25 protein-coding genes are annotated in these 24,635 nt (G+C 68.0%); 17 read left to right on the top strand and 8 right to left on the bottom strand.

Annotated elements, in window-relative coordinates; all coding sequences use genetic code 11:
* Window positions 1–27 precede the first annotated feature (27 nt).
* On the top strand, window positions 28–438 hold the full coding sequence (locus K6T84_RS10165; protein WP_224860770.1) for a PaaI family thioesterase: 411 nt from the start codon (window positions 28–30) through the stop codon (window positions 436–438).
* On the opposite strand, the gene K6T84_RS23880 is transcribed toward K6T84_RS10165, so the two are convergent.
* The 4 genes from K6T84_RS23880 to K6T84_RS10145 all read right to left on the bottom strand — a co-directional run bounded on the left by K6T84_RS23880 (window position 422) and on the right by K6T84_RS10145 (window position 5,209).
* Window positions 422–853 carry a transglycosylase family protein gene (locus tag K6T84_RS23880; protein WP_408066084.1) on the bottom strand — a complete coding sequence of 144 codons (432 nt, stop codon included), beginning with the start codon at window positions 851–853 and terminating at the stop codon, window positions 422–424. The two genes, K6T84_RS10165 and K6T84_RS23880, sit on opposite strands and share 17 nt — an antisense overlap.
* A 301-nt stretch (window positions 854–1,154) precedes the next feature.
* Window positions 1,155–4,061, bottom strand: coding sequence for an MMPL/RND family transporter (locus tag K6T84_RS10155; protein ID WP_224860766.1), 2,907 nt, complete (start codon window positions 4,059–4,061; stop codon window positions 1,155–1,157).
* Window positions 4,058–4,504: an MmpS family transport accessory protein gene (locus K6T84_RS10150; protein ID WP_224860764.1), complete on the bottom strand. Its 447-nt coding sequence runs from the start codon at window positions 4,502–4,504 to the stop codon at window positions 4,058–4,060. Before K6T84_RS10150 ends, K6T84_RS10155 begins: the two co-directional genes overlap by 4 nt.
* Before the next feature lie 108 nt (window positions 4,505–4,612).
* The gene (locus K6T84_RS10145; protein ID WP_224860763.1) at window positions 4,613–5,209 is read right to left on the bottom strand and encodes a TetR/AcrR family transcriptional regulator; all 597 of its coding nucleotides are present in this window, start codon (window positions 5,207–5,209) and stop codon (window positions 4,613–4,615) included.
* Between the two features lie 115 nt (window positions 5,210–5,324).
* Between K6T84_RS10145 and K6T84_RS10140 the strand changes: the two genes are divergently transcribed.
* The gene (locus K6T84_RS10140) at window positions 5,325–6,164 is read left to right on the top strand and encodes a DUF3097 domain-containing protein (protein ID WP_224860761.1); all 840 of its coding nucleotides are present in this window, start codon (window positions 5,325–5,327) and stop codon (window positions 6,162–6,164) included.
* A gap of 41 nt (window positions 6,165–6,205) precedes the next feature.
* Entirely contained in the window at window positions 6,206–7,315 is a 1,110-nt protein-coding gene (locus K6T84_RS10135) for an NDMA-dependent alcohol dehydrogenase (protein WP_224860759.1), read from the top strand.
* A 20-nt stretch (window positions 7,316–7,335) separates the two neighbouring features.
* On the opposite strand, the gene K6T84_RS10130 is transcribed toward K6T84_RS10135, so the two are convergent.
* On the bottom strand, window positions 7,336–8,802 hold the full coding sequence (locus tag K6T84_RS10130; protein ID WP_224860757.1) for an HNH endonuclease signature motif containing protein: 1,467 nt from the start codon (window positions 8,800–8,802) through the stop codon (window positions 7,336–7,338).
* A 68-nt stretch (window positions 8,803–8,870) separates the two neighbouring features.
* Here K6T84_RS10130 and K6T84_RS10125 point away from each other — a divergent pair, with 68 nt between their 5' ends.
* Complete coding sequence (locus K6T84_RS10125; RefSeq protein ID WP_224860755.1) at window positions 8,871–10,199, top strand: replication-associated recombination protein A; 1,329 nt, start codon at window positions 8,871–8,873, stop codon at window positions 10,197–10,199.
* Window position 10,200: 1 nt separating this feature from the next.
* On the opposite strand, the gene K6T84_RS10120 is transcribed toward K6T84_RS10125, so the two are convergent.
* Window positions 10,201–11,256, bottom strand: coding sequence for a histidine phosphatase family protein (locus tag K6T84_RS10120; protein WP_225400193.1), 1,056 nt, complete (start codon window positions 11,254–11,256; stop codon window positions 10,201–10,203).
* A gap of 175 nt (window positions 11,257–11,431) precedes the next feature.
* Here K6T84_RS10120 and alaS point away from each other — a divergent pair, with 175 nt between their 5' ends.
* The 10 genes from alaS (at window position 11,432) to aroQ (ending at window position 21,333) form a co-directional block, all read left to right on the top strand.
* Window positions 11,432–14,125 (top strand): alanine--tRNA ligase, encoded by a 2,694-nt coding sequence (gene alaS / locus K6T84_RS10115; RefSeq protein WP_225400192.1) that lies wholly within the window; start codon window positions 11,432–11,434, stop codon window positions 14,123–14,125.
* Window positions 14,122–14,655, top strand: coding sequence for a Holliday junction resolvase RuvX (ruvX, locus tag K6T84_RS10110; protein WP_224860749.1), 534 nt, complete (start codon window positions 14,122–14,124; stop codon window positions 14,653–14,655). Before alaS ends, ruvX begins: the two co-directional genes overlap by 4 nt.
* A gap of 217 nt (window positions 14,656–14,872) precedes the next feature.
* Complete coding sequence (mltG, locus tag K6T84_RS10105; RefSeq protein ID WP_224865818.1) at window positions 14,873–16,078, top strand: endolytic transglycosylase MltG; 1,206 nt, start codon at window positions 14,873–14,875, stop codon at window positions 16,076–16,078.
* On the top strand, window positions 16,056–16,898 hold the full coding sequence (locus K6T84_RS10100) for a shikimate dehydrogenase (protein WP_225400191.1): 843 nt from the start codon (window positions 16,056–16,058) through the stop codon (window positions 16,896–16,898). Before mltG ends, K6T84_RS10100 begins: the two co-directional genes overlap by 23 nt.
* 10 nt (window positions 16,899–16,908) lie before the next feature.
* Window positions 16,909–17,337 (top strand): prepilin peptidase, encoded by a 429-nt coding sequence (locus tag K6T84_RS10095; RefSeq protein ID WP_224860745.1) that lies wholly within the window; start codon window positions 16,909–16,911, stop codon window positions 17,335–17,337.
* Between the two features lie 123 nt (window positions 17,338–17,460).
* Window positions 17,461–17,862: a hypothetical protein gene (locus K6T84_RS10090; protein ID WP_224860743.1), complete on the top strand. Its 402-nt coding sequence runs from the start codon at window positions 17,461–17,463 to the stop codon at window positions 17,860–17,862.
* 110 nt (window positions 17,863–17,972) lie between these two features.
* Window positions 17,973–19,190, top strand: coding sequence for a chorismate synthase (aroC, locus tag K6T84_RS10085; protein ID WP_224860741.1), 1,218 nt, complete (start codon window positions 17,973–17,975; stop codon window positions 19,188–19,190).
* A gap of 3 nt (window positions 19,191–19,193) precedes the next feature.
* Complete coding sequence (locus tag K6T84_RS10080; RefSeq protein WP_224860739.1) at window positions 19,194–19,805, top strand: shikimate kinase; 612 nt, start codon at window positions 19,194–19,196, stop codon at window positions 19,803–19,805.
* A gap of 5 nt (window positions 19,806–19,810) precedes the next feature.
* Window positions 19,811–20,908, top strand: coding sequence for a 3-dehydroquinate synthase (gene aroB / locus K6T84_RS10075; RefSeq protein WP_225402019.1), 1,098 nt, complete (start codon window positions 19,811–19,813; stop codon window positions 20,906–20,908).
* A complete protein-coding gene (gene aroQ / locus K6T84_RS10070; protein WP_224860737.1) occupies window positions 20,905–21,333 on the top strand; it encodes a type II 3-dehydroquinate dehydratase in 429 nt (142 codons plus the stop codon). Before aroB ends, aroQ begins: the two co-directional genes overlap by 4 nt.
* Before the next feature lies 1 nt (window position 21,334).
* Here aroQ and K6T84_RS10065 read toward each other — a convergent pair whose 3' ends face one another.
* Window positions 21,335–21,979: a B-4DMT family transporter gene (locus K6T84_RS10065; protein WP_225400190.1), complete on the bottom strand. Its 645-nt coding sequence runs from the start codon at window positions 21,977–21,979 to the stop codon at window positions 21,335–21,337.
* A gap of 33 nt (window positions 21,980–22,012) precedes the next feature.
* On the opposite strand from K6T84_RS10065, the gene K6T84_RS10060 reads away from it, so the two are divergent.
* Genes K6T84_RS10060 through nusB form a run of 3 tightly spaced genes read left to right on the top strand, consistent with a single transcriptional unit; the run spans window position 22,013 to window position 24,219 of the window.
* Window positions 22,013–23,122 (top strand): M24 family metallopeptidase, encoded by a 1,110-nt coding sequence (locus K6T84_RS10060; protein WP_225400189.1) that lies wholly within the window; start codon window positions 22,013–22,015, stop codon window positions 23,120–23,122.
* Between the two features lie 15 nt (window positions 23,123–23,137).
* Window positions 23,138–23,701 (top strand): elongation factor P, encoded by a 564-nt coding sequence (gene efp / locus K6T84_RS10055; RefSeq protein WP_224860731.1) that lies wholly within the window; start codon window positions 23,138–23,140, stop codon window positions 23,699–23,701.
* Window positions 23,702–23,703: 2 nt separating this feature from the next.
* Complete coding sequence (nusB, locus tag K6T84_RS10050) at window positions 23,704–24,219, top strand: transcription antitermination factor NusB (protein WP_225400188.1); 516 nt, start codon at window positions 23,704–23,706, stop codon at window positions 24,217–24,219.
* A gap of 6 nt (window positions 24,220–24,225) precedes the next feature.
* Here nusB and K6T84_RS10045 read toward each other — a convergent pair whose 3' ends face one another.
* Window positions 24,226–24,501 carry a hypothetical protein gene (locus tag K6T84_RS10045; RefSeq protein ID WP_225400187.1) on the bottom strand — a complete coding sequence of 92 codons (276 nt, stop codon included), beginning with the start codon at window positions 24,499–24,501 and terminating at the stop codon, window positions 24,226–24,228.
* Between the last annotated feature and the right edge of the window lie 134 nt (window positions 24,502–24,635).

The following is a 24,635-nucleotide window of genomic DNA, read 5'->3' as shown; positions in this document are numbered from 1 at the left end:
CCGCTGTCGTCGGTCAGGGTGGAACTCATGGATTCTGCCGAGTTCGCCCGAATGGTGGTCGCCAGCATGCCGTTTGCGACGGCCCTGCAGATCGAGGTCACCGAGCTGACCCCGCAACAGGTGAGCGCCATCATGGCGTGGGCGCAGGAGCGGTGCACCACCGCCGGAATCCTGCACGGGGGAGCGTTGATGGCGTTCGCCGACACCGTCGGTGCGGTATGTGCGGTCGCCAACCTGCCCGAGGGTGCCGGCACCTCGACGATCGAGTCGAAGACGAATTTCTTCCGGGCGGTGCGCGAGGGCACCGTCACCGCGACCAGCACCCCGCTGCACGTCGGGCGGACGACGATCGTCGTGCAGACCGACCTCACCGACGACCGCGGGAAGCGGGTCGCCCGGGTCACTCAGACCCAGGCCGTGCTCACCAGAACGGCTTGAGCAGGCTGCGCATCGCCGGCGGCACCCAGCCCTTGACCGACGACGGGAATACCCGGCCCGGGCCGCACGTCGGCCAGGCATATGGTCCCTGTTCGTCGAGGACCCGATTGGCGACCGCGATCTGTTCCTCCCGAGACGCCTTCGCCGGCGACCCCACACCGCCGAATGCGTGCCAGGTTGACGGTTTGAACTGCAGGCCGCCGTAGAAACCGTTGCCGGTATCGGCGGCCCAGTTACCGCCGGACTCGCATTGGGCCACCGCGTCCCAGCCCATCATCATGTTCGTATCCGCGTGGGCGATACCGGCCGAGGCCAGCAGCGCCCCCACAATCCCCCCGGTAACCAGCCCGGATGCGGCCCACGCAAAGTGCCGCCCTCCGCGCTGCACGACACGCCATGTCGTGTTCCGGTGCATATCACAACCTCCGTGATAGTTGTGTATTAGTGAGGTTCACGAGCATAACGCGACAATTGATGAAATTGCACATTTTGAACACCTAACGATGCGAATGAGTTTGTTGATATTGCTGAGGTGGAAGTAAACTAGTGATATTTGAGTTAATGGTGTTGTTATTGATACGTATGTTGCGAGAGATCTCTTAATAACTAAGGGAATATTGAGTGACTAATGTTGTCTATGTGACGGATGATGCCTGAGTGAACAATGCGGTACGCGCAGGCCGCTGTGGAGCCCGGGGGCTCTCGCGGTCGCCACGTCAACCGGTCGGGATCCGATCATCGGAACTTTCGGTGCGCCCGGATGTCCCCGACAGCAACTCACGAACCGCGGTACGGGACCCGTAGGGCCGAAGCATCTGGCTGGCCGGACGGGGTCGCACCCGCAGCGGCCACCAGAACCAGCGTCCGAGCAGTGCCGCGATCGACGGCGTCAAGAAGGACCGCACGATCAACGTGTCGAACAGCAATCCGAGGCCGATGGTGGTCCCGATCTGACCGAGCACCCGTAGGTCGCTGAAGGCGAAGGACGACATCGTTGCGGCGAACACCAGGCCCGCGGCGGTCACCACCGAACCCGAGCCGGCCATCGCACGGACGATGCCAGTGTTCAACCCGGCGCCGATCTCCTCTTTCAGTCGGGAGATCAGCAGCAGGTTGTAATCGGACCCCACCCCCAGCAGAACGATGACCGCCAGCGCCAGGACGATCCAATACAACTGGATGCCGAAGAGATACTGCCAGACCAATACCGAGAGCCCGAACGACGTGCCCAGCGACAGCGCCACCGTGCCGACGATGACGATCGCGGCAACAATACTGCCGGTGACGAACATCATGATCAGCAGAATCAGGCTGAGTGCGGCCACGCCCGCGATCATCAGGTCGTACTTGGCGCCGTCTTGAATGTCCTTGAAGGTCGAGGCGGTGCCGGCCAGATAAATGTCGGCGCCCTGCAGCGAGGTGCCCTTGGTGGCCGCGCGCGCCGCCTTCTTGACCGGATCGACGTGTGAGATGCCTTCCGGCGTCGCCGGATCGCCTTCGTGGGTGATCATCATGCGAGCCGCGCGGCCGTCCGGTGAGAGGAACATCTTCAAGCCCCGCTGGAAGTCGGGGCTGTCGAAGGCCTCCGGCGGCAGATAGAAGAAGTCGTCGTTCTTGGCCGTGTCGAAGGCCTTTCCCATCGCCGTTGAATTCTCGGTCATGGCCGCCATCCGCTCGTACATCCCCGAGATCGTCGAGTAGTTCGTCAGCATCAGTTCGCGGTTGGTCTCTTGGCTGGCGATCTGTTCGGGCAGCAGCGAGACCAGCTGCGGCTGGATTCCCGCCAGCTTGTCAATCGTGTTCTGCACGTTGCCCATCTGCTCGCTCAGCTGGTCGATGATGTCCATCGCGTCGAAAGCGGATCTGAAAGCCGCGCAACTCGGGATGTCGTAGCAGTGCGGCTCCCAGTAGAAATAGTTGCGAACCGGCCGCAGAAAGTCGTCGAGGTTGGCCAGCCGGTCCCGCAGTTCGCCCAGAGTGCGGGTGGTTTCCTCGAATCCGTCGGCCTGCTCCCGGGTTGCGGCGGCCAACTCCTGCTGCAGCGCGTACTGGCGCTTCATCACCTCGATCGACGTCGCCAACTCGTCAGCCTGCTTGAGCATGTCGGCCGCACGGTCCTGCTGATACGTCAGGTTCAGCCCCTGGGCGGTGTTGCCCATGCTGATCTGAAACGGTATGGAGGCGTGGCTGATCGGCGTTCCCAGTGGCCGGGTTATGGACTGCACCAGGTCGATACCGGGGAGATGGAAGATGCTTCTGGCCACCCTGTCCAAGACGAGCATGTCGGCTGGATTGCGCATATCGTGATCGGCTTCGAGCATCAGCATCTCGGGATTCAGCCGGGCCGCCGAGAAATGGCGCTCTGCAGCCGCATAGCCGATATTGGCCGGGGCAGTGGCCGGGATGTAGTGCCGAACGTCGTAACTCGTTTCATAACCCGGCAGGGCCAGCAAACCGATCATGGCTACCGCGCCGGTCGCGGTAAGGATCGGTCCGGGCCAGCGCACGATCGCCGTACCGATTCGCCGCCAGTGGCGGGTTCGCCTGGCGCGCTTGGGTTCGAAGAGGCCGAACCGACTGGCCAGGGCGATCACGGCCGGGGTCAACGTCAGTGCGGCCATCAGCGCAATGAGAATGCCGAGCGAGACCGGCGTGCCCAGGCTGTGAAAGTACGGCAACCGGGTGAAGTTCAGGCAGAACACGGCGCCGGCGATGGTCAGGCCCGAGCCCAGGATCACGTGGGTCGTGCCGTAGTACATGGTGCGGAACGCGGTGGTGTGATCCTCGCCGGACGAGTGGGCTTCTTGATAGCGGCCGACGAAAAATATCGCGTAATCCGTTCCGGCGGCGATGATCAGCAGCGTGAGCAGATTGGTCGCATACACCGACAGGCCGATGAGCCCGGACTCGGCGAGAAAGGCGATGATCCCCCGGGCCGCGAGCATCTGGACCAGAACCACGAACAGCACCAGGAACATGCTGGCGAAGGATCGGTAGACCGACAGCAGCATCACTGCGATCACAAGAAGTGTGATCAGCGTGACCTTCACGGTCCCCTTGCTGCCCACCCCGAACTGATCGGTGAGCAGCGGCGCCCCGCCGGTGACATAGGCCTTGACCCCGTCCGGTGCCGGGGTGTGCGCGACGATGTCGCGGACGGCGGCGACGGACTCGTTGGCCAGCGCCTCGCCTTGATTGCCGGCCAGGTACACCTGCACATAGGCGGCCTTGCCGTCAGCGCTCTGCACGCCCGCTGCCGTCAGCGGGTCTCCCCAGAAATCCTGGATGTGCTGGACGTGCTCGGTGTCCCGGGACAACTTCTGGACCAGGGCGCCGTAGAAGCGATGGGCGTCGTCGCCAAGGGGTTCGTCGCCTTCCAGGACGATCATCGCGGCACTGTCGGAATCGAATTCGCCGAACACCTCGCCGACCCGCTTCATCGCCTGCAGCGACGGCGCGTCGGTCGGGCTCAACGACACGTTGTGCTCCTCGGCGACCTTTTCCAGACGCGGGACCGCCACGTTGGTCAGGGCGGCCAAGCCCACCCAGAACAGCAGGATCGGCACCGCGAGTCGGCGGATCGCTTCTGCCACGGTGCTGCGGGGCCGGTGATCGCCGCTCATGACGACTTGTCCAGACAGAAGGTGTAGGCGTTCACCTTGTAGACGGATCTCTCCTCTTTGGCGACACCATTGACGGTGATGCGGCAGCCGATGAAGTCACTGTCGCCCTGTGCCACCAGGTCACCGAAGACCGCGGGCAGTGTCGTTGTCATCGTGTGCGACCACGGCAGTGCCGTGTCGCGAACCGTCTGAGGTTGAGCATCGACGTCCAGGTAATTGATGGTCGCCACCGTCCCGGGAGCGCCGAAAACCTCCAAGGTCACCGTTTTTGGGTTGAACGCGACGATCTCGTTCGGGGGAGCCCCGCCGGACGGGACGCCGGCATCGGAGCCGAACATGCCCTGCAGTCGATACACACCGAATGCCGCTGCCGCGATGACGACCACAGCGACCGGCACCTGCCACCATCGCCGGCCGAGGCTGCTCAGCGAAATCGTTTGCACCGGTCGCCCTTTCGATCACCCGTCCCGAAAGCAGTAACAATACGATACCGTATCGTATCATTGTCGAGTCATCCGGTCGGTGCGGCGAGGGGGCTGTCGTTTCGCCGGTCAGCCGAGGCTGGGCAGGATCAAGTCGTCGACGAGCGCGCGCACGATGTCCGGGGTCAGGGGTTGGCTCGGGATGATGATCCGGAACATCAGATAGCCGGGCAGCACATCCCACAGGTCACTGTCGGCGGCCGCCGCATCGACCTCACCGCGGTCGACGGCCCGCCCCAGTATCTCGCGCATCAAGGCCTTGCGCCGGCCCAAGAACTGCTGCTGCACGGCTGCGTCGAGCGCGGAGTTACGCGATGCCTCGACGAGCACCGCGCGGATAGTGCTGGCGTGCCGGCCCGCCTGAAGGCAGACCAGCTCGCCCAACTGCAGCAAATCGCCCCGCAGGGTGCCGGTGTCGGGCGCGGCCACGACCTGACTAATGCTCTCCAGGAAGGCCGCCAACACCAATTCGGCTTTCGACGGCCAGCGCCGGTACATGGTTGTCTTACTGGCGCGGGCAGCGATGGCGACCGCGTCCACCGTCAACCGGTCGTACCCGTGTTGCTGCAGTAGCTGCAACGTCACCGCCAGCAGTTCGCGCTCCCGGGGTGACCATGGTGATGATTCGACGGTGCCGTTGTCGATGTCGGTCACATGTCCCACCATAGAAAGCAGTCAGCCGGTATAGCCCAGTCGGGCCTGTCATAGCCCGGGGGCAACACGATGAGACATGTCGGTCTCTTGGCGGGCATGGCGGACAAACCCGCCTAGGCTCGCTCGGGTGGCCGACCGCTATGGGACCGACATCCTCTCCGCCAACCCGCACGCCGCCCGCAAGATCCGCTCCACCGAGGTGCCCATCAAGCTGGGCATGGTGGTCGAGGACGCCCAGACCGGCTACGTCGGCGCCGTCGTCCGGGTCGAGTACGGCCGCATCGACCTCGAAGATCGGCGCGGTCTTACCCGCGGCTTCCCGGTCGGCCCCGGCTACCTGATCGACGGGAAGCCGGTGATCCTGACCGAACCGCGCCCGGCCGCAGTCAAGGCGCCTGCCCGCACCGCTTCCGGCTCGGTGGCGGTGAGCGGTGCCCGCGCCAAGGTCGCGCTGGCCAGCCGGATCTATGTGGAGGGCCGCCACGACGCCGAACTCGTCGAACAGGTCTGGGGTGACGACCTGCGCATCGAAGGCGTGGTCGTGGAATACCTCGGCGGCATCGACGACCTGGCCGGCATCGTGGCCGAGTTCCAGCCCGGGCCCGGCCGTCGGCTCGGGGTGCTGGTCGACCACCTGGTGACCGGCTCCAAGGAGACCCGGATTGCCGAGGCGGTACGCCGCGGGCCGGGCGGCGAGCACGCCCTGATCGTCGGGCATCCCTACGTCGACATCTGGCAGGCGGTGAAGCCGGCGCGGCTCGGCTTGAAAGCGTGGCCGACGATCCCGCGCAATGTCGAGTGGAAACACGGCATCTGCGCGGCGCTGGGTTGGCCGCACGCTTCACAGGCCGACATCGCCGGCGCCTGGCAGCGGATTCGGGGCCGGGTGCGCGACTGGACGGATCTGGAACCGGAATTGATCGGGCGGGTCGAGGAATTGATCGACTTCGTCACGCAATCCCACTGATTCGGGCCACCGCGGCCTCTTGAGCCGGTTGGATGTCAGACATGAAAACGATTGCCGCCGTGGCGCATGCGCCCAACCAGCCCTTCGAGATCATGGAGTTGGACCTGGACGGTCCCGGTCCGGGCGAGGTGCTGATCAAATTCACCGCCGCCGGACTGTGTCATTCGGACCTGCACGTGGCCGACGGCGACTGGCCCAACCGGTTCCCGATCGTCGGCGGACATGAGGGCTCCGGGATCATCGAGGACGTCGGCCCCGGGGTCACCAAGGTCAAACCCGGCGATCACGTGGTGTGCTGCTTCATCCCCAGTTGTGGCAGCTGCCGGTACTGCTCGACCGGCCGGCAGAACCTGTGCGACATGGGCGCCACCATCCTGGAGGGCTGCATGCCCGACGGCACCTTCCGATTCCACTCCGGCGGTACGGATTACGGCGGCTTCTGCATGCTGGGCACCTTCGCCGAGCGGGCGACCGTTTCGCAGCACTCGGTGGTCAAGGTCGACGACTGGCTGCCGCTGGAGACCGCGGTGCTGGTCGGCTGTGGTGTGCCCACCGGCTGGGCGACCGCCAACTACGACGGCGGGGTGCGTGCCGGGGACACCGTGGTGGTCTACGGAATCGGAGGCGTCGGGATCAACGCCGTACAGGGCGCCGCACACGCCGGGGCCAAGTACGTGGTGGCCGTCGACCCGGTGGAGTTCAAACGCGAGACCGCCCTCAAACTCGGGGCCACCCACGCGTTCGCCACCGCCGAGGAGGCGATGGAGAAGGTCGCCGAGCTCACCTGGGGGCAGATGGCCGACCAGGCGCTGATCACCGTCGGCGACCTGGGGTTGGCCGTCACGACCGCGGCGATCAACACGATCGGAAAGGGCGGCACCGTCGTCATCGCCGCGATGGCCCGCCTCGAGGACCTCGACGTGCAGGTGTCGGGCACCATGCTGGCGCTGTTCGGCAAGACCATCAAGGGCACGCTGTTCGGCGGGGCGAACCCGCAGTACGACATCGTGCGGCTGCTGCGGCTCTACGACGCCGGACAGCTCAAGCTCGACGAGCTGGTGACGCGCCGCTACACCCTGGAGCAGGTCAACGAGGGCTACCAGGACCTGCGCGACGGCAAGAACATCCGCGGGGTGATCGTGCACCGCTGACGTCGTTCGACCCGGTTCGCTCAGAAGGGCGGGGGCTCGTCGTTCCGGGTACGTTCGGCCGCGCGTTTTCGGTGTTCGTGAGCCAGGCGTTCCTCGTTGATGCGTCGTTCGCAGCTGATGCGGTAGCGGTGTTCGGCGGCGCGAGTGCGTTTGCGGCGCGGCATCATCACTCCACGCACGGCGTCGGGCACCGGGAGCCGGTTGGGCAGCACCAGCTTCCCGGTCGGGGCGGCGAAGACGGGAAAGAAGAGGCTTCCCGTCGGGGTGGTGGTGTAGGACTGGCCGCTGGGCGCGGTCCAGGTCACGGTGCCATCGGGTAGTTGGCGATCCGCCCAACCACCCACACCGGTGTAGAAGGTCTTCAACAGGTGATGAAAAATGCACAGCAGCTTGAGGTTTGACGGATGGGTGGGGCCCAGCGGATAGGGCACGGTGTGGTCGATCTGGCACACCGCGGCCGGTTCATCGCAGCCGGGGAACCGGCACGTGAGATCGCGTAGGCGCACGAATTCGGCCAACGCCGCCGAGGGGCGATAACCGGGCTCTGGATCGGCAGAAGGGATCGGCAACGGCTTGAGTTTGGCGGTCGCGGCCATCTCGCGTAACGCGGTCGCCGGGATGGGGCCGTAGCCGGGCAGGTAGGCGGGAGCTTGCGTGTCACCGGTGACGGTGGCCTGCTCGGCGAGCACATGGATGACCACATCGGTGCCCGCCGACCGGCCGGCGGCCGGGCAGTCGGGTGACCCGCATTCGCAGCGCAGCGCGTCCAATCCGGCGGCCAATGCCCCGAACGCGTCGGCCCGGCGCTGCCGCTTGGTGCGCGGATCATCACGGCACACCGTGGCCGCCAACGCATCCAGTTTCTGATCCAGCGCCGCCCCGTCCGGGGCACGCAGCTGCGCCCAGATCCCCGCCAAACCGGATTCCACCGGCCCGATCTCGACGTAGCGGTCGTCGTTGCCTTGGCCGGGCATGCGCCGGCCGGCCGGATCGAACCGGGCCACCCACATGTCGATGCGCTCGATGAGTTTGGGCTTCGACAGCCGCATCCAACGGTGGGCATATTTGGCCACCGCCGCATCAAGCTTGGCGATCAGCACCGGATCCTCCACCAGCTCGGTGCGGCTCACCAACGTCGCCATCAGCCGAAAGTCGATGTCGCCGCGCGCAAAGACCTCCGCCACACGCGGCAGCCGCTCGCGCAGGTCGATCGCGTACCTCAGTAGTCCGCGTGCGCGGCCCCGGCTGATGCCCAACGCGGCCGAGACTTCGGCGACCACATTGGCATGCCCGTCGACAGCCCAGTTGGCCCGATCGATGTCCGCCTCGGGAGCGCGGCGTGCATACAGTTCCCCGATCGCGGCCAACTCGCGCGCGCACGCCGCGTTCTGCTCCCGCGCGGCAGCCGTGATCGCTCCGGCCACACCCGCATCGTCGATCCCCCGAAAAGCCTCGGCGGCCTGCGACGATGGGTCGAAATCGAACATGTGTGCGATTTTAGCGGATCGGTCCGACACCCGTTGCCACACCTCACGATCATGTGGACACCCGTGGTATGCCTGAAGGCGTGTCCGACGGACTGTTCGACCTGACCGGTGCCCCGGCGCCTGAACCCAGCAGCACCTCCACTCCGCTGGCGGTGCGGATGCGCCCGGCCTCGCTCGACGAGGTGGTCGGCCAGGATCACCTGCTGGGACAGGGCTCCCCGCTGCGCAGGCTGGTCGACGGCTCCGGGGCGGCCTCAGTGATCCTCTACGGCCCACCCGGCACCGGAAAGACCACCCTGGCCTCGCTGATCTCCGGCGCCACCGGACGACGATTCGAGGCCCTGTCAGCGCTGAGCGCCGGGGTCAAAGAGGTGCGCGCGGTGATCGACACCGCGCGACGCGCGGCCGCGTACGGCGAGCAGACCGTGCTGTTCATCGATGAGGTGCACCGGTTCTCCAAAACTCAGCAGGACGCGTTGCTGGCCGCGGTGGAGAACCGGGTGGTGCTGCTGGTCGCGGCCACCACCGAGAACCCGTCGTTCTCGGTGGTCGCCCCGCTGTTGAGCCGGTCGCTGATCCTGCAGCTGCGGCCGCTGGGGCCCGAGGACATCGCCACGGTGGTGCGGCGCGCCATCGACGACGAGCGCGGCCTGGGCGGACGCATCGAGGTGACGCCGGATGCCGTCGATCTGCTGGTTCGGCTGGCCGCCGGCGACGCCCGCCGGGCCTTGACCGCACTGGAAGTCGCGGCCGAGGCGGGCCAGCGTGTGACCGTGGAGATCGTCGAGGGATCCCTGGATCAGGCCGCGGTGCGCTACGACCGCGACGGCGACCAGCACTACGACGTGATCAGCGCGTTCATCAAGTCGATCCGCGGCTCTGACGTCGATGCCGCCCTGCACTACCTGGCCCGGATGCTGACCGCGGGGGAGGACCCGCGCTTCATCGCCCGCCGGCTGATGATCCTGGCCAGCGAGGACATCGGGATGGCAGACCCGAGCGCGCTGCAGACCGCGGTCGCCGCCGCGCAGACCGTCGCACTGATCGGGATGCCCGAGGCGCAGCTGACCCTGGCGCATGCCTGCGTACACCTGGCCACCGCGCCGAAGTCCAACGCGGTGACCACCGCACTCGGTGCGGCGATGGCCGACATCCGGGCCGGCAAGGCCGGGGCGGTCCCGGCGCACCTGCGCGACGGCCACTACTCGGGTGCGCAGGCGCTGGGCAACGCCGTCGGCTACCGCTATGCGCACGATCACCCGGATGGTGTTGTGCCGCAACAATATCCGCCCGACGACCTGGTCGGCACCGACTACTACCAGCCCACCGGCCGCGGCAACGAACGCGAGATCGGCGGGCGGCTGGCGAAGTTGCGCGCCATCATCCGGCGCCGCTAGCTCACCAGGTGTCGGCGGCCAGGTCGGTGAACAGGTTGGTGATCGTGTCCGGCACGGCGTCCAGGCCCGCGGAGATGCCGGCCAGCCCGTCGGAGAACGCCGCGGCCACTGCCACCGAATCACCGGATGCCAAGGCGTCCAGGATGTGGCCGAACGCCACCTGCGGTGGCAGCGCCAGCTCGCGCCAGATCAGGAACAGATCACCTAGGACGCCCGGATTCTCCGGGACCTGCTGGCCGGCCCAGCTCACCAGCGTCCAGCCGTCCTCGGGGTTGCCCGCGAGCTGAATCAGGCCGGCGTTGGGGACCAGCCCCGGCGACCCGCCGTTCTGCAACGACGCGATCAGCTCGTTGACCAGCGCCATCGGATCGGGGTTCTTGACGTTGAGCATCGTCCAGATCATCATCGACGCTTCGCTGGTGTAGCCCACGGCGGTGATGTTGCCGTCGTCGCCGACCACCGGATTGGCCACTGCCGCGGTGTACATCGCGTTGACGGCCTCGGTGTAGTTGTCGTTGACGACCACCCCGTTGTACTCGTCGGCACCCGGAATCTGAAAGGCGTTGACCAGGCCCAGCATCCACAGCACCACGGCCACGTCGTAGTAGATCCCGCCGAGGCTGAGCACCGGCTGGTTGGCGAAGATCCCGCCGTCGACCTCGACGAGCCCGTTGAGGATCTGTGGGTCCAGGCCCTGTAGCGCGGCGAACGGCACCGCGGTGTCCTGGGCGTCGGTGTCCGGTCCGGAGAACAGGCCGGCGACATGGCCGGGTCCGCCGACCTGGCCGAAGATCTGGTTGGCGGTGTCGATCGCCTGCTGCTTGCCCAGATCGCTGATGCCCGCTCCGGGGAACTCGGGGGAGAACGGGATTCGCGAGTTGGCGGGGGCCAGGTCCTCTGCATGTCGAACGAGGTCGAGGACGATGTCTTGGGCCTTCAGCGCGACGTCCGGCATGGAGAGCACGGTGGGGACCGGCGATGCCGGTGCGGCAGCCGGCGCGATCAGGCCGGCGCTGAGGATCACGGCGCTGGTGCCGCAGAAGGACATTCCTGGCATCGCAAGTTCCCAAGGTCGAAAGACTCAGGTGAGCGTAGCAACGCGTTTCGCAGCGACAACGGGTTTTCACCGCGGCGGCGTCCGTAGGCTGGGGTGATTGCCTACGACGGCCGCGATCGGCAGACCGGTACTGTAGGGCCGTCCAAAATTGCGACACGGCGGGAAGCGATACACAGTGCAGACACACGAGATCAGGAAGCGCTTCCTCGATCACTTCGTGAAGGCGGGGCATACCGAGGTGCCCAGCGCTTCGGTGATCCTTGATGACCCCAACCTGTTGTTCATCAACGCCGGCATGGTGCAGTTCGTACCGTTTTTCCTCGGCCAGCGCACCCCGCCGTACGCCACCGCCACCAGCATCCAGAAGTGCATCCGCACACCCGACATCGACGAAGTCGGCATCACCACCCGGCACAACACCTTCTTCCAGATGGCCGGCAACTTCTCGTTCGGCGACTACTTCAAGCGCGGTGCGATCGAGCTGGCCTGGACCCTGCTGACCGGCAGCGTCGAAGACGGCGGCTACGGCCTTGACCCCGAACGGATCTGGGCCACCGTCTATCTCGACGACGACGAGGCCATCGCACTGTGGCAGGAGATCGCGGGGTTGCCCGCCGAACGCATCCAGCGCCGCGGCATGGCCGACAACTACTGGTCGATGGGCATCCCCGGGCCGTGCGGCCCGTCGTCGGAGATCTACTACGACCGTGGGCCGGAGTTCGGTGTCGACGGCGGTCCGGTCGCCAACGAGGACCGCTACATCGAGATCTGGAACCTCGTGTTCATGCAGAACGAGCGCGGCGAGGGCACCTCCAAGGACGACTTCGAGATCCTCGGTCCGCTGCCGCGGCAGAACATCGACACCGGGATGGGCATCGAGCGGGTCGCGTTCCTGCTCCAAGGCGTGCACAACGTGTACGAGACCGACCTGGTGCGGCCCGTCATCGATCTGGTCGCCATCCGCGCGCCGCGGGGCTATGACGCAGGCAACGCCGCCGACGACGTGCGCTACCGGATCATTGCCGACCACTCCCGCACCGCGGCCATCCTGATCGGCGACGGTGTGAGCCCCGGCAACGACGGCCGCGGCTATGTGCTGCGCCGGCTGCTGCGCCGGGTGATCCGCTCGGCCAAACTGCTGGGCGTCGAGGGCCCGATCGTCGGCGACCTGATGGCCTGCGTGCGTGACGCGATGGGCCCGTCGTACCCGGAGCTGGTCACCGACTTCGACCGGATCAACCGGATCGCGGTCGCCGAGGAGGGCGCGTTCAACCGCACCCTGGCGTCGGGCTCCAAGCTGTTCGACGACGCGGCGGCGGCCACCAGATCCGCCGGGGTCACGGTGCTGTCCGGCAGTGATGCGTTCACGCTGCACGACACCTACGGGTTCCCGATCGAGCTGACCCTGGAGATGGCCTCGGAGGCCGGCCTGTCCGTTGACGAGGCAGGCTTTCGCGAACTTATGGCCGAGCAGCGCCAGCGCGCCAAGGCCGACGCCGCCGCCCGCAAGCACGCCCACGCCGACCTGAGCGCCTACCGGGAGCTGATCGACGCCGGACCCACCGAGTTCACCGGCTTCGACGAGCTCACCACCGAAGGCCGCATCCTGGGCATCTTCGTCGACGGCAGGCGGGTGCCGGTGGTGGCGCACGGCGATGCAGGGACGGACCGTGTCGAGTTGGTGCTGGACCGCACCCCGCTCTACGCCGAGGCGGGTGGGCAGATCGCCGACGCCGGCACCATAAGCGCAGGACCGGCCGGATCTTCACTGGCCACCGTCACCGATGTGCAGAAGATCGCCCAGACGCTGTTCGTGCACACGGTCAACGTCGACGCGGGTGAGTTCGTCGAGGGCGACACCGTCACCGCGGCGGTCGACGCTGCCTGGCGCAAGGGAGCCACGCAGGGCCACTCGGGCACCCACATGGTGCACGGCGCGCTGCGACAGGTGCTGGGGCCCAATGCCGTTCAGGCCGGTTCGCTGAATCGGCCGGGCTATCTGCGGTTCGACTTCAACTGGCAGGGCGCGCTCACCGATGAGCAGCGCAGTCAGGTCGAGGAGGTCGCCAATGAGGCGGTCCAGGCCGCTTTCGAGGTGCACACGTTCACCGAGGAACTCGAGAAGGCCAAGGCCCGCGGCGCCATGGCGATGTTCGGGGAGAAGTACCCCGAGAAGGTCCGGGTGGTCGAGATCGGCGGGCCGTTCTCGCTGGAGCTGTGCGGCGGCACCCACGTGGGCAACTCCGCGCAGATCGGACCGGTGACCCTGCTCGGCGAATCCTCGGTGGGTTCGGGGGTGCGCCGGGTGGAGGCCTACGTCGGGCTGGACTCGTTCCGGCACCTGGCCAAGGAGCGCGCACTGATGGCCGGCCTGGCGTCGTCGCTGAAGGTGCCCTCGGAGGAGGTGCCGGCGCGGGTGGCCAACCTCGTCGAGCGGCTGCGGGCCGCCGAGAAGGAGATCGAGAAGGCGCGGCTGGCAAATGCACGCGCCGCGGCGGCCAATGCGGCCACCGGGGCCGAACAAATCGGTAACGTGCGCCTGGTGGCGCAGCGGATGGCGAGCGGTGTCGGCGGTGGCGACCTTCGCTCGCTGGCCGGCGACATCCGCGGCAAGCTGGGCGAGAACCCGGCCGTGGTGGCGCTGATCGCCGACGGGGATGACAGCGTTCCCTACGTGGTCGCCGCCAACCCCGCCGCGCAGGAACTCGGATTGCGGGCCGATGAACTGGTCAAAGACCTGGCCGCGGCGGTGGCCGGGCGCGGTGGTGGCAAAGCGGATCTAGCGCAGGGCTCCGGCAAGGATCCGGCCGGTATCGATGCCGCACTGGCGGCGGTCCGCTCAGCAGTCGAGCGGGGTGCCAAGGGGTGAGTGCACTGCAGCGTCGCAGCCCGGACCGCCCGGGTGGGCCGGGCGATCCCGGCCGCGGACGACGGCTGGGTGTGGACGTGGGCAAGGTGCGCATCGGGGTGGCGTGCAGCGACCCGGACGGTCTGCTGGCTACGCCGGTGGAGACCGTCCGCCGCAACGCATCCGGCTCGCACCTGCGACGGTTGGCCGACCTGGCCGATGAATACGATGTGGTCGAGGTGGTGGTCGGGTTGCCCCGGACGCTGGCTGACCGTGCGGGGTCGGCAGCCGAGGACGCGATCACGGTTGCCGAGGACCTGGCCGGGACACTGGCCCAGCGCCACCGGACGGCGCCGGTACGCCTTGCCGACGAACGGTTCAGCACCGTTGCAGCGGCGCGCTCCTTGCGGGAGGCCGGGGTCCGGGCCAAGAATCAACGGGCCGTCATCGACCAGGCGGCCGCGGTGACGATCCTGCAGAGCTGGCTTGATCAGCGCCGGGCCTCGCAAACAGTGGCCCCGGCAGCGCCGATGGGAAATGACGATGCCTGACGAGATGTCGCCCGACGAGATGGTGCCCGACGGGGGCTTCGTCGACGACCACTCCACCGACGAGAACTTCGTCGACGATCGGTTCGCCGACGAGGAATTCGTCGATGACCGATTCGGTGATGACGACTTTGCCGACGAGCACATGCCCGACGGGGAAGTCGACGACGAGGAGCCGGCCACCGAGGTGCTTGCGCCGCAGCGGCCGACGGAAAGGGCTATGCCCGTGGCAGTCGCACCGTCGACGAAGAGTCGCACCGAGCGGGCCCGCGAGCGCCGGGAGGGCAGAAACCGCCGGCTGGTCACCGTGCTGGGCGCGGCGCTGGCCGTGTTGCTGACGCTCGCCGGAGTCTTCTTGGGCGCCAAGTATTTTCGAAACTCCGGGCCGCCCGTCGACTACACCGGCGAGGGCGGTCAGCAGGTGCTGATCGAGGTGCATGAGGGCGACTACACCTCCGCGATCGCCGAAACCCTGCTCAACGCCGGGGTGATCGCCAACGCCGACACATTCCTCAATGCCGCACAGAGCAACCCCGCGATCGCCGCGATCCAGCCCGGCTTCTACCGGCTGAAGGCCGAACTTCCGGTCGCCACCGCTGTCGAGCAACTCGTCGACCCGCAGAACCGGGTGGGCAAGTTGGTGATCCCGGAGGGCCGCCAGCTCGACGACGTCACCGTCCTGGCGAACAACTCGGTGACTCAGGGGGTGTTCTCGCTGATCGCCGAGGCCAGCTGCCTGGACCTCAACGGCGAGCGGACCTGCCTCAAGGTGTCAGATCTCAAGCGTGCCGCCGAGACCGAGACCCCGGAGGCACTGTCGGTACCGGAGTGGGCCGTCGGCCCGGTCACCAAGATGGGCCGTGACCACCGGCGCATCGAGGGCCTGATCACCGCGGGCACCTGGAACGTAGACCCGACCGCCCCGGCTGCGACGGTGCTGACCAAGCTGATCGGTCAGAGCTCCGCCGAGTTCGCCAAGTCCAACCTGCCCGCCACCGCCGAGCAATTGGGCATGACCCCGTACGAGTTGCTGGTGGTGGCGTCGCTGGTGCAACGTGAAGCCCTGCCGGACGACTTCGCCAAGGTGGCCCGGGTGATCGACAACCGGCTGGGCGAGCCGCAGCGCCTGGAGTTCGACTCGACGGTCAACTACCCGCTGGACCGCCAGGAGGTGGCCACCACCGACGCAGACCGGGCCAAGGTGACCCCGTGGAACACCTACGCCTCCGACGGACTGCCGGCCACCCCGATCTGCTCGCCGGGCATCGAGGCCCTGCACGCCGCCGAGCACCCCGAGCCGGGGGACTGGCTGTACTTCGTGACGATCGACAAGGACGGCACCACGTTGTTCACCCACAACTATCAGGAGCACCTGAGCAACATCGAGTTGGCGCTGGGCAACGGTGTCCTCGACAGTTCCCGCTGATCCCGGGCCCCGCAAGGCGGCCGTGCTGGGCTCGCCGATCGCCCACTCCCGCTCGCCGCAGCTGCACCTGGCCGCCTACCGGGCGCTGGGGCTCGACGGCTGGACCTACGACCGAATCGAGTGCAGCGCAGCGGAATTGCCTGCGCTGGTAGCCGGATTCTCCCCGCAGTGGGTAGGCGTTTCGGTGACCATGCCCGGCAAGTTCGCGGCGCTGGCGTTCGCCGACGAACGCACTTTCCGTGCCGAGCGGATCGGCTCGGCGAACACCCTGGTGCGCACCGAGACCGGATGGCTGGCCGACAACACCGACGTTGACGGGGTGCGCGGCGCACTGCAGTCCGCCGGTGACGTCTCGGGGACCCGGGCGATCGTGCTGGGTTCGGGCGGCACCGCCCCGGCCGCGGTGGTGGCGCTGGCCGAACTCGGGGTCAGCCACATCAGCGTGGTCGCCCGCAACGCCGACAAGGCGGCCCGGCTGGTGCGCCTGGCGGCCGAGCTCGCGGTGCCGGCCGCTCACTGCGCGCTGGACGACCAGGTGCGCCTGGCCGAGGTGGCCGGCGCCGCGGCGGTGATGGTCAGCACCGTTCCCGCCGACGTCGCGGCGCGGCACACCCTGCTGCTGGCGGGCGTGCCGGTGCTGCTCGACGCCCTCTACGACCCGTGGCCGACGCCCTTGGCGGCTGCGGTGAGCGCGGCCGGCGGAACGGTGATCAGTGGTCTGCAGATGCTGCTGCATCAGGCGTTCACCCAGGTCGAGCTGTTCACTGGGAGGCCCGCACCGCGGGCGGAGATGACTTGCGCGCTCGACGCCCCGGCCTGAACATGACGCCATGCATGCGGTGGTGGCGGGCCTGGTCCTGGGCTGGCTCACGGCCCTCAGCGGTTATGACATCCGCCGTCGGCGGCTGCCCAACGCACTGACGCTGCCGGCGGCGATAGCGATGCCGGCGGTTGCGTTCTGGGTGGGCCGCGGGCCGGCGGCGCTGGCCGGTGCGGCGGGCCTGTCGGCGGTCTATCTGGTGGTGCACCTGATCGCACCCGACGGGCTCGGTGCCGGCGACGTCAAGCTCGCGGTCAGCCTTGGCGCGCTGACCGGCGCGTTCGGTGCCGACGTGTGGTTGCTGGCGGCGGTTGCCGCGCCGCTGCTCACGGGGTTGTGGGCACTGTTCGTGCTGGCGGTGCGGCGCTCGCGGACAGTGCCGCACGGGCCGTCGATGTGTCTGGCCAGCGTGGTGGCAGCGGGTCTGGCGATGTATTGACGGTCGCCATGTTAATGCCGTGACCGGCCTTGCCAGAATTGGCTTGCCGCTCAGGACGCTATTAGCGTAAGATCAAGTGATTGAACTCTGCTGACCGGCTGTGACCATTAGGGGGTGGTGACCGTGAAGCGTGGAGTAATCGGGGGATTCGCCGCTGGTGCGGTCATGATCGCCGGTGCGGTGGTGGCCACCAACATGGCGTCGCCGTCCCTGCCTGACGTGCAGGTTCCCGCAGTTGCGCTGTCCAGTGCCGAGGGTAACGACGCCACTGTGCAGTGGCTGGACCTGTTCGCGCAGACCTCCGGCAATGCCGACGCATACGGCGCATACCTGCTGGACCCGGCCGGCTCCGCCGCGCCCGGCGAGTCGCCGCTGGTGCTGATCGACCCGCAGAATTCCGCCGAGGACTTCGACCGGATCCTGGATAGCGTGGTCGGCAATGCGGGCAGTCAGCTCAACGCGGTGACCTCGCCCAGCAACGGGCGTGACGCCGTCACCTATCTGATCCTCAAGAACGGCTCCTGAGCCTCACCGGGGTCGATCCCCGGTGGTCGACACACGCCTATGGTGCGTGTGAGCAACCGTAACGTCCTCCAAGCCCGGATGGGCCAGACCGGCATGGGAAGATGGGACACGTGTTGCGTTGGATAACCGCCGGGGAATCACACGGTCGTGCGCTGGTTGCCATGGTCGAGGGCATGGTCGCCGGAGTCGCCGTCACCTCGGATGACATCGCGGCCCAGCTCGCCCGCCGCCGCCTGGGCTACGGACGCGGCGCCCGGATGAAGTTCGAGGCCGACGCCGTCACCGTGCTGTCCGGGGTGCGCCACGGCATCACCCTGGGCGGCCCGATCGCCGTCGAGATCGGCAACACCGAATGGCCCAAGTGGGAGACGGTGATGTCCACCGACCCGGTGGACCCGGCGCGCCTCGACAGTGAGGGCGGGGCCCGCAACGCACCACTGACCCGTCCGAGGCCCGGCCACGCCGACTTCGCCGGCATGCTCAAGTACGGATTCGACGACGCCCGCCCGGTGCTGGAGCGGGCCAGTGCACGCGAGACCGCCGCCCGGGTCACCGCCGGCACCATCGCCCGGGCGTTCCTGGACCAGGCGCTGGGCGTTCAGGTGATCTCGCACGTCATCTCCATCGGGGCGTCGGAGCCCTATGACGGTCCGGTGCCGCAGCCCGCGGATCTGGCGGCCATCGACGACAGCCCGGTGCGGGCGTTCGGCGCCGCCGCGCAGGAATCGATGATCGCCGAGATCGAGGCGGCCAAAGCCGACGGCGACACGCTCGGCGGGGTGGTGGAGGTGGTGGTGTCCGGCCTGCCGATCGGGCTGGGCTCGTTCATCAGCGGCGACGACCGCCTCGACAGCCAGCTGGCCGCCGCCATCATGGGCATTCAGGCCATCAAGGGCGTCGAGATCGGCGACGGCTTCACCACCGCCCGCCGGCGCGGCAGCGCCGCCCACGACGAGATCTACCCCGGCCCCGACGGGATCGTGCGCTCCACCAACCGGGCCGGCGGCCTGGAGGGTGGCATGACCAACGGCCAGCCGCTGCGGGTGCGTGCGGCTATGAAGCCGATCTCCACTGTCCCGCGGGCGCTGGCCACCGTCGACATGGCGACCGGCGAGGAAGCCGTCGCGATCCACCAGCGCTCTGACGTCTGCGCCGTACCGGCCGCCGGCGTGGTGGCCGAGGCCATGGTGGCACTGGTGGTCGCGCGTGCCGCGCTGGACAAGTTCGGCGGCGACTCACTGACCGAAACCCGCCGCAACATCGACGCGTACCTGCGATCGGTTGCCGACCGTGTGCCGGGGGACGACCAGGCCCGGGCATCGGGGTAGGTCGTGGCGCCCAGAGCTGTTCTGGTGGGCTTGCCCGGAGCGGGCAAGTCCACGATCGGGCGGCGGCTGGCCAAAGCGCTCGGTGTTGAGATGCTCGACACCGACGCGGCCATCGAGGCCCGCACCGGCCGCACCATCGCCGACATCTTCGCCACCGACGGCGAACCGGAATTCCGCCGCATCGAGGAAGAGGTGATTCGGGCGGCCCTGGCCGAACATTCGGGTGTGCTGTCGCTGGGCGGAGGCGCCGTCACCAGCCCCGGCGTGCGCGAAGCACTGGCCGGCCACACGGTGGTGTTCTTGGAGATCACCGCGGCCGAAGGGGTGCGCCGCACCGGCGGCAGCACCGCCCGGCCGCTGCTGGCCGGGCCGGGACGTGCCGAGAAGTTCCGCGAGCTGATGACCCAGCGGGTTCCGCTGTACCGGCGGGTGGCCACCATCCGGGTCAACACCAACCGCCGCAACCCGGGTGCGGTGGTGCGCTATATCGTGACCCGGCTGGAGGCCGCCGGGCGCACCGGCCCGGCCACCGGGCCCCAGCCCACAGCGGTGCCCACCGATGCACCGCCCACCCCGGCCACCCTGGCCGCGCGACAGACCGGAGGACGCAAGTGACCGAGATCCATGAGCCGACCACCGTCACGGTGGCCACCGATCCGCCGTATCCGGTGGTGGTCGGCACCGGCCTGCTCGGTGACCTCGCCGGGCTGCTGGCCGGCCGGAACAAGGTTGCCATCCTGCACCAGCCGACCTTGGAAGCCACCGCGGAGGGCATCCGAGACTACTTGTCCGGCAAGGGAATCGAGGCGCACCGTATCGAGATCCCGGACGCCGAGGAGGGCAAGTCGCTCCAGGTGCTCGGTTTCATCTGGGACGTTTTGGGCCGCATCGGGCTGGACCGTCGCGACGCGCTGGTCAGTCTCGGCGGCGGCGCCGCCACCGACGTCGCGGGGTTCGCCGCGGCCACCTGGCTGCGCGGCATCTCGATCGTGCACGTGCCGACCACCCTGCTGGCGATGGTCGACGCCGCGGTCGGCGGCAAGACCGGTATCAACACCGAGGCGGGCAAGAACCTGGTCGGTGCGTTTCATCAGCCGGCCGCCGTCGTCGTCGACCTGGCCACCCTGGAGACGTTGCCGCAACGCGAGATCGTCGCGGGCATGCCGGAGATCGTCAAAGCCGGCTTCATCGCCGACCCGGTGATCCTGGACCTGATCGAGGCCGATCCGGTAGCCGCGATGGACCCCAAGGGCGAGGTGCTCGGCGAACTGATCCGGCGCGCGATCATCGTCAAAGCCGAGGTGGTCGCCGCCGACGAGAAAGAGTCCAATCTGCGCGAGATCCTGAACTACGGACACACTCTCGCGCACGCGATCGAGGCGCTGGAGAACTACCAGTGGCGCCACGGCGACGCGGTGTCGGTCGGGTTGGTGTTCGCCGCGGAACTGGGTCGCATCACCGGACGGCTCGACGACCAGACCGCCGATCGGCATCGCTCGATCCTGACCTCGCTGGGCCTTCCGGTCAACTACTACGAGGGCGCGCTGCCGGCGCTGCTGGAATACATGATGGGGGACAAGAAGAATCGGGCCGGGGTGCTGCGCTTCGTGGTACTCGACGGGCTGGCCAAACCGGGCCGCCTCGAAGGACCCGACCCGATGCTGCTGGCCGCCGCCTACGACGAGGTGGGCCGGCGATTCCGATTGGAGCGACGGTGAACCGCATCAACGTCATCAACGGACCGAACCTGCAACGGCTCGGCCGGCGTGAGCCGGATATCTACGGCGACAGCAGTTATGCGGACCTGCAGGCGCTGATCGAGAGCGCGGCGGCCGAGTTGGGTGTGGACGTATCGGTGCGCCAGAGCGACAGCGAAGCCGAGCTGCTGGAGTGGATCCACGCCGCGGCCGATGCGGCCGAACCGGTGATCCTCAACGCCGCCGGGCTGACTCACACCTCGGTGGCGCTGCGCGACGCCTGCGCCGAGCTGCGGGCGCCGCTGATCGAGCTGCACATCTCCAATGTGCATGCCCGCGAAGACTTTCGGCGGCACTCCTACCTGAGCCCGATCGCCACCGGGGTGATCGCCGGCCTGGGTGTGCGCGGCTACCTGCTGGCGCTGCGCTACCTGGCCGAAGCCTGATTCAGTCGGCCGGCTTCTCCGGAGTGTCGTCGGTGACGGCGGGAATCTCCTCGGTGGTGAAGCCGGCGGCCTCGCCGCCCAGTGTCGCATCGGTGTCGGCAGCGGTGGCCGTTTGCGCAGCCGCCTCGGCGGCTGTGGGCAGGGCACCCACGCTGGCGAACACATCCGTGGCGGGCGCCGGCTGGCCTTCGGCGGCCAGGCCGTGGTGCCGAACCGGCATCTTGGCGTAGCCCTTGTCGACGCCACGGCGTCCCAGTGCCACCGCGGCCACCCCGGGCACGAACACCAGCAGTGCGGTGAACGCCGCGAAACTGGTCAGCTCGTTGAACAAGGTGCTCACGTAGAGCGACTTGTCGAACAGTCCGATGAGCCAGGACACCAGGCCGCTGATCAGCCCGGCAGCCAGCCCGGCACCCAGCCAGGTCATGGCCAGGTCCTCGCGGCGGTCCGGATCGGGGTTGGCCTTGGCATCGGCCCGGCCGTCGGACAGACCCCACAACAGCACCGGAACCAGGAACAGCGCCACCAGCGCCAGGCTGATCAAACCGGCCTGCGACTCGAAGGTATTGATCAGCACGCCCTGAATCAGACGGACCACGACCATCAGGCCTGCGAACACCAAACCGCGAAGTAACCACTTGCTCATGGGGCCACAGCGTAGCGAGTACCGTCACACCGCGTGACACATTGCTCCCGTAGAGCGCGTCTGGGCGTCGCGATCGGTGCCACCGGACTGGACGCGATGCTGGTCACAGACCTGGTCAACGTGCGGTATCTGTCCGGGTTCACCGGCTCCGCGGGCGCCCTACTGGTCTACGCCGACGACCGTCCCGCGGTGCTGGCCACCGACGGCCGGTACCGGACCCAGGCCGCCCGGCAAGCCCCTGATCTGCAGATTGCCATCGAACGGGCGCCGGCCACGCACCTGGTGGCGCAGGCCTTCGACTGCGGTGCCGCCGGGGCGCGCCAGGTGGGGTTCGAGGGCCACGTCGTCACCGTGGACGGATTCGAGGCGTTGAGCGCGGTCGCGGCCGAGACGTCTCAGGTGACGCTGGTGCGTGCCTCGGGTGCGGTGGAGGCGCTGCGCGAGGTCAAAGACGCCGGTGAGGTGGTGCTGCTGCGGCGGGCCTGCGAGGTCGCCGACGCCGCGCTGAGCGCCCTGGTGGAGCGCGGCGGACTGCGGCCGGGGCGCACCGAACGCGAGGTCCGCCGGGACCTGGAGGCCCTGATGCTCGACCACGGTGCCGACGCCGCGTCGTTCGAGACCATCGTGGCGGCCGGTGAGAACTCGGCGATCCCGCATCACCGGCCCACCGACGCGGTGCTGGCCGCCGGCGACTTCGTCAAGATCGACTTCGGTGCGCTGGTGGCCGGCTACCACTCGGATATGACCCGCACCTTCGTGCTGGGCCCGGCCGCCGACTGGCAGCGGGACATCTACCGGTTGGTCGCCGACGCCCAGCGGGCCGGCCGGATGGCGCTGGTACCCGGCGCGGGATTGCGTGACGTCGACACCGCGGCGCGCACGGTGATCGCCGATGCCGGCTACGGGGAAAGCTTCGGCCACGGCCTCGGCCACGGGGTGGGGTTGCGGATACACGAAGCGCCGGGGATCAATGCGACGGCCGACGGTACACTGCTTGCCGGTGCTGTGGTGACTGTGGAACCCGGCGTCTATCTGGCTGATCGTGGCGGCGTCCGCATCGAGGACACGCTCGTGGTCGCGGATACTGCCGGGCAGGCCCCGGACCTGCTGACTCGGTTCCCCAAGGAACTGACCATTCTCTAGGAGACGTGAACGACCGTGGCTTCAACCGCTGACTTCAAGAACGGCCTGGTACTGGTGATCGACGGCCAGTTGTGGCAGATCACCGAGTTCCAGCACGTCAAGCCGGGCAAGGGCCCGGCCTTCGTGCGCACCAAGCTCAAGAACGTGGTGTCGGGCAAGGTCGTGGACAAGACCTACAACGCCGGTGTGAAGGTGGAGACCGCCACCGTCGACCGCCGCGACGCCACCTACCTCTACCGCGACGGCAACGACTTCGTGTTCATGGACAGCGAGGACTACGAGCAGCATCCGCTGCCCGAGGCGCTGGTCGGCGACTCGGCGAACTACCTGCTGGAGAGCATGCTGGTGCAGATCGCCTTCCACAACGGGGTACCGCTGTACCTGGAGCTGCCGGTCAGCGTCGAGCTCGTCGTCGCGAACACCGAGCCCGGCCTGCAGGGCGACCGCTCCAGTGCGGGCACCAAGCCGGCCACCATGGAGACCGGCGCCCAGATCAACGTGCCGCTGTTCATCAACACCGGCGACAAGCTGAAGGTCGACACCCGCGACGGCAGCTACCTGGGACGGGTCAACTCCTGATCATGCCCGCTGGCAAGCCGGTTAAAGGCCGGCACCAGGCGCGTAAGCGTGCGGTCGACCTGCTCTTCGAGTCCGAGGCGCGGGGACTCACACCGGCCGAGGGCGCACAGCTGCGGGCGGCGCTGGCCGCCGAGCAGCCCGACGTCGCGGCGCTGCACCCCTACACGCTCACGGTGGCCAATGGTGTCAGCACCCACAGTGCTCACATCGACGACCTGATCACCTCCCACCTGCAGGGCTGGAAGCTGGAGCGTCTGCCGGCCGTCGACCGGGCCATCCTGCGGGTGGCGATCTGGGAGCTGTTGCACGCCGAAGACGTACCGGAGCCGGTCGCCGTGGACGAAGCGGTGAAGCTGGCCAAGGAACTGTCCACCGATGAGTCGCCGGGCTTCGTCAACGGCGTACTGGGCCAGGTGATGCTGGTGACCCCGCAGCTGCGTGCGGCGTCGCGGGCGGTCCGGGAGTCCGTCGAGAGTACCGAGCCAACCGAACCCGCCGAGCCCGCTGAGCCCGAATAGTTCGCCTCAGTGCCGCGGGGGACAGCTGCCCTGCGGCCCGCGTGCTACACAGCGAGCGAGCTCGCCGCCGCTGTCGCGCAGGCACCACAGGTAGAAGGTGTCGCCGATCTTGTTGACGCCCTCGAACGGCTCAGCGGTGATCTCACCGCCGTCGACGGTGACCGATTCGCCGGCCACCGATGCGGCGAATCCGGCCGCGCTCAGGCGATCGCAGGCCTCCTGCGCGGTCTGTGCGCCGGCCAGCGCGGCGGTATAGGTGTCGATCTCGGCGATGTTGCCCACCTGACCGAGGCTACCGACGCCCCCGACCCGCGCCCACGGTATTTAGCAGGTGGATCGCAGGCCGTTGTGCCCTTGCGCGCCCACCGGACCCCACCCCCGGCGAAAGCACCCCATCGCGCGATGAAGCGGGCCAC

This window comes from Mycobacterium zoologicum, assembly GCF_020181635.2.
Classification (GTDB): Bacteria; Actinomycetota; Actinomycetes; order Mycobacteriales; family Mycobacteriaceae; genus Mycobacterium; species Mycobacterium zoologicum.
The sequence above is the reverse complement of the archived record's forward strand: the minus strand, read 5'-3'. Positions and strand labels throughout refer to the sequence as shown.

Bases quoted from the DNA above. Each gene is read 5' to 3' on its own strand.
- K6T84_RS10165 (WP_224860770.1), top strand. From the start codon at position 28: ATGGATTCTGCCGAGTTCGCCCGAATGGTGGTCGCCAGCATGCCGTTT.
- K6T84_RS23880 (WP_408066084.1), bottom strand. From the start codon at position 853: ATGCACCGGAACACGACATGGCGTGTCGTGCAGCGCGGAGGGCGGCAC.
- K6T84_RS10155 (WP_224860766.1), bottom strand. From the start codon at position 4,061: ATGAGCGGCGATCACCGGCCCCGCAGCACCGTGGCAGAAGCGATCCGC.
- K6T84_RS10145 (WP_224860763.1), bottom strand. From the start codon at position 5,209: ATGGTGGGACATGTGACCGACATCGACAACGGCACCGTCGAATCATCA.
- K6T84_RS10135 (WP_224860759.1), top strand. From the start codon at position 6,206: ATGAAAACGATTGCCGCCGTGGCGCATGCGCCCAACCAGCCCTTCGAG.
- K6T84_RS10130 (WP_224860757.1), bottom strand. From the start codon at position 8,802: ATGTTCGATTTCGACCCATCGTCGCAGGCCGCCGAGGCTTTTCGGGGG.
- K6T84_RS10125 (WP_224860755.1), top strand. From the start codon at position 8,871: ATGCCTGAAGGCGTGTCCGACGGACTGTTCGACCTGACCGGTGCCCCG.
- K6T84_RS10120 (WP_225400193.1), bottom strand. From the start codon at position 11,256: ATGCCAGGAATGTCCTTCTGCGGCACCAGCGCCGTGATCCTCAGCGCC.
- mltG (WP_224865818.1), top strand. From the start codon at position 14,873: ATGCCCGTGGCAGTCGCACCGTCGACGAAGAGTCGCACCGAGCGGGCC.
- K6T84_RS10095 (WP_224860745.1), top strand. From the start codon at position 16,909: ATGCATGCGGTGGTGGCGGGCCTGGTCCTGGGCTGGCTCACGGCCCTC.
- K6T84_RS10065 (WP_225400190.1), bottom strand. From the start codon at position 21,979: ATGAGCAAGTGGTTACTTCGCGGTTTGGTGTTCGCAGGCCTGATGGTC.
- nusB (WP_225400188.1), top strand. From the start codon at position 23,704: ATGCCCGCTGGCAAGCCGGTTAAAGGCCGGCACCAGGCGCGTAAGCGT.